The sequence below is a fragment of the Ilumatobacter sp. genome, from assembly GCF_041688325.1.
Taxonomy (GTDB): Bacteria; Actinomycetota; Acidimicrobiia; order Acidimicrobiales; family Ilumatobacteraceae; genus Ilumatobacter_A.
This window is the reverse complement of the sequence record NZ_JBDNIJ010000305.1, coordinates 1-3,758: the sequence shown is the minus strand read 5'-3', so window position 1 is coordinate 3,758 and position 3,758 is coordinate 1. Positions and strand designations below refer to the sequence as shown.

At 60.4% G+C, this 3,758-nt stretch carries 4 protein-coding genes; 3 read left to right on the top strand and 1 reads right to left on the bottom strand.

Annotation, left to right across the window (positions count from 1 at the left end; all coding sequences use genetic code 11):
* The first annotated feature begins 176 nt into the window (after positions 1-176).
* Together ACH2EI_RS16345 and ACH2EI_RS16340 are read left to right on the top strand one after the other, a co-directional pair.
* Entirely contained in the window at positions 177-644 is a 468-nt protein-coding gene (locus ACH2EI_RS16345; RefSeq protein WP_395153180.1) for a DcrB-related protein, read from the top strand.
* 52 nt (positions 645-696) lie between these two features.
* Positions 697-1,194 carry a hypothetical protein gene (locus tag ACH2EI_RS16340; RefSeq protein WP_395153179.1) on the top strand — a complete coding sequence of 166 codons (498 nt, stop codon included), beginning with the start codon at positions 697-699 and terminating at the stop codon, positions 1,192-1,194.
* Positions 1,195-1,212: 18 nt separating this feature from the next.
* Here the strand turns inward: ACH2EI_RS16340 and ACH2EI_RS16335 are convergent, their stop codons facing one another.
* Positions 1,213-3,102 (bottom strand): ATP-binding protein, encoded by a 1,890-nt coding sequence (locus tag ACH2EI_RS16335; RefSeq protein ID WP_395153178.1) that lies wholly within the window; start codon positions 3,100-3,102, stop codon positions 1,213-1,215.
* A gap of 71 nt (positions 3,103-3,173) precedes the next feature.
* On the opposite strand from ACH2EI_RS16335, the gene ACH2EI_RS16330 reads away from it, so the two are divergent.
* Entirely contained in the window at positions 3,174-3,563 is a 390-nt protein-coding gene (locus ACH2EI_RS16330; RefSeq protein WP_395153177.1) for a DUF4280 domain-containing protein, read from the top strand.
* Positions 3,564-3,758 lie beyond the last annotated feature (195 nt).

Here is a 3,758-nt window from a genome sequence, read left to right as displayed (position 1 = left end):
TTAAAGACAAGTACTGTTTCCTCGAAACCGACAGTGGGATCGCCATGGCCATCAAGGACGTGTTCGCTGTGAATACCATGGTTCAGGCCGGTCAGCTCCGGTACTGGGATCCGATCAAGTAGAGCCACCTCCGCCGGCCAGACATTCACCAATCGACCGACCTGTGAGGAGCCAACATGCTCATTGAAGAATCCGAGCTGATCCATTTCTACAACCCGGACACCAAGACCTCGATCGAGCTTCCTGTCGGTTGGGAAGAGCAGTCAGCCGCCGACGGCACCGCTGTCTATGTCGATCTTGACGAGGACGACAACGATGAGAAATCTCCTCGGCTGATCGTTTCGATTCGGGCGCTGCCGAGTGCCGGTGACGTGCGCGCCGCAGTACTCGACGCAATGCTCAGCGGTCTCGACGGTGCCGAAGTACTCGACCGTCGTGAGACGCTCGTCGACGACTCCCCGGCATCACGCATTGCTCTCAGGTACACCGACGGAGAGCTCGGGCCCGTTGTCCGTGTCCAAGGCGTTGTTCAGGAAGACGACGTGCTGTGGACGTTTGTTGGTATTGCGCCCGGCGAAACTACGAGCGAACAACGCAACGTGTTCGAGAACGCTTTCGACTCGGTCCGACTGATCCTGCTGTGAACGCCTCCACAACCAGAATTGCCCCAAGACCTGAGCCGATGAGGACAAGCTAATGACCGGCACAACTCTCCCGACGATGGCGAGCTTGACGCTGGCCGACCTGAAGTTGTCGATTCGGGGTCCTTCCGAAGGTTGGCGGGCCAACCCGATCGACGAACAGCGCTTCCGTCTTTACGGCCCGGAACAGCCGGATCGCAATGACTATTCGCCGACGATGAGTTTCGGGTTGGACGCCCCGGAGGGCTCCGGTGAGGCATGGTTCGACGAGTTCACGACACAGGCCGTCGAGCAAATGCAGTCTGGATACACCAACTTCTGGCTCAACCGTCAGGAGTCGTACGAGCTCAGCAGCATGGTGCCCGTCCACGCTGTCTGGTTCGAGTGGATCGATGACGACAGCGGCATGCACTTCGTCCAGCTTCAGGCGTTCATCCCGGTCAGCCCGTTCGAGATATACCTGGTCAACGCAGCAACCTTGAAGCCGATCGAGCACGAGTTCGTTCCGATCTTCGACTCGATCCTGCGATCGGCTCGGATCCTGCGATCGTAGAGCGGGGCCAACGGGTGCTCAGTCGCTGAGCATCGCAAAGAACTCGCCGAAGTCGCGTTCCTTGAGGATGCGACCCATCTTCTGAAACTCTCGGGCGATACCGGTCACGACACACTCCATCGTGACGTTCGAGCCAGCCGAGGCAGCGACAAACGCTGCCTGCACGGCTGCATTGCGGATCGCTCCGCCTGACAGTTCGAACTGCTCGGCAACCCATGAGATGTCGACGTCTTCTATTGGTGCTGTTTCTGGCAGGTTTTGCTTCCAGATCTTTGCTCGTTCGTCAACGCCCGGAATCATGAACTCGATCCGTGCGTGGATGCGTCGGAGGAACGCTTCGTCGATGTTCTTTTCGAAGTTTGTTGCCAGCACGACGATCCCGTCGTACGACTCGAGCCGCTGGAGCAGATACGAGACCTCGATGTTGGCGTAGCGATCACGAGCGTCTTTCACTTCGCTGCGCTTGCCGAACAGTGCATCAGCTTCGTCGAAGAACAGCACCATGTTGCCTGAGGCCGCGGCGTCGAAGACGGCGTCGAGGTTCTTTTCGGTTTCACCGATGTATTTGCTCACGACCGACGAGAGATCGAGCTTGAACACGTCGAGACCGAGGGCCCCGGCGACAATTTCAGCTGCCAACGTTTTGCCGGTGCCCGATGGTCCTGAGAACAATGCGACGAGGCCACGCGATGGGGTCGGCGCAAACCCCCAGTGGTCGTAGACCAGGTTCGCGTGCTGGTATCGCTTGGCGATCGATTGGAGCAGATCGATTCGAGGCTTGCTGAGCACGATGTCGTCCCACCCGCGTGTCGGCCGAATCCTTTGGGTCATCTTGTCGAGGCGGCCCGATGTCAAACGCCTGACCGCTGCGTCGAGATCTCCTCCGAGAGCGGATCGGGCCCGACCGACCTGTCTGAGTTGGTCGAGGGAGAGGCGATGCGATCGAGGCGTGTCGCTGCCAAGTGCTGCTGCCCATTCGTAGTCGGTGGGTTCAGCGGTCTCGGCCTGCACCGAAAGCCAGCTGCGTTCAGGAAGGTCATCGATCTCAGGCCCGCTCGCAGCCGATACGACCCACGCAAGATGATGCGCCCGTGTGATCCATCGACGAGCGATCTCGGGCAGCGCGTCGTCGATCTCAATACAGATCCCCCGGCCGCTGATCGTCGCCTCGCACACGAGTGCAGCCCAGGCGGTGTCTGCGTCGGGCACACGAGCGCAGACAAAGCGATTACTGACGCTGTGCTGTGCCCCGGTCTGTCTGCGGCGCAGCCGGTCGACCCCGTTCACGACGACGAAATCACTGAGCGTCGATGCATCAACGGGGGCGTCGTTGGCTAGATCGGTGTCGGGGTCGTGCTCGAAGTAGGTCGTCATACTCGGCAGCTCTGGATTGCGTGAGGAGTCGCCCAGCAGCGCCCACAGGAGGGCGGGGTACACCCTGACGTGATGCTCAGCCCAGGGGCCGACAGCCTCAACGTCAATGTATGCAGCCCGTCGCAACGGTGCGTCCGGTGAGACACAGATCGCCCCAGAATGGCTTGCTCCGAGCAGCATGGCGATCGAACCGAGCGTCATGCGGTTGCGTGCCGGGCGCCCCTGCACCTCGGCCATGAGCTGCTCGCAACTACTGTCAATCTCGGCGGTTGCGGCGACTGCCAACAACTCGGCGTCGTCGATGGGTAACGAGGCATTCGCCGCGAGGATCCCGAAGGTGGTGCTCTCGCTCAACGATGTGTGGAACGCGACGCGCGCACTTTCAAGGCGCGCGGCCGCTGCCTCTTGGGTCTCTGCAGTGGCGGCAGAATCGGGTGCGTGCGGTAACGCGCCAGCGCGTTGTACGAGGAGTGCCCGCCCGAATTCGAACCATGCCAGGACAGGTACCACTGACTCGCCGCCGCGTGATTTCACCTGGTCAGTCAACCACACCACGGAGGTTGATCGGCCGTGACCGGCCACCCACTCGGCTACAGTCCGCCATCATGGGCCAGCCGGTTGCAATGGGTGCGATGTTGATGTGTTCGATGGGAGCTGCGCCGAGCTCGCTCAGCGTGCTGCCGACGAACATGGTCAACGCCGAAAACAAGCCGATGGCCACGATTAAGGACAACGTTCCGTTTCTCAACATCATGCCGTTTGGTGTGTGCATGAGCCTCGCCAACCCGATCACCGCTGCGCAGACCGCTGCGGCGCTCGGTGTGTTGACGCCTGGGGTGTGCACTCCGATGACGACGGCACCGTGGGTGCCGGGCTCGCCGACCGTGATGGTCAAGGGTGCGCCTGCGCTGAATGCGACCTCGGTCTGCATGTGTTCCTATGGCGGCGTCATCAAGGTCCAAATGCCCGGCACAATGACCGAAGCGATCCCCTAACTGCGAGCTACCTGCAATTGCAAAAGCAAGCGGTTTGCACATTTTGTAGGTGGTGTTTAGGACGTGGTAACTTCGCGGTCGACATGATGAGCTGGGTCTGGCAGTCGGTAACGAAGTCGTTTGCCTCCCACTGCAGTGATGTCACGCGTAGTCCCGCATGGGTGGATTGCGTTGAACGCAAAAAATCGTCTTTGG

Bases quoted from the DNA above. Each gene is read 5' to 3' on its own strand.
- ACH2EI_RS16330 (WP_395153177.1), top strand. From the start codon at position 3,174: ATGGGCCAGCCGGTTGCAATGGGTGCGATGTTGATGTGTTCGATGGGA.
- ACH2EI_RS16340 (WP_395153179.1), top strand. From the start codon at position 697: ATGACCGGCACAACTCTCCCGACGATGGCGAGCTTGACGCTGGCCGAC.
- ACH2EI_RS16345 (WP_395153180.1), top strand. From the start codon at position 177: ATGCTCATTGAAGAATCCGAGCTGATCCATTTCTACAACCCGGACACC.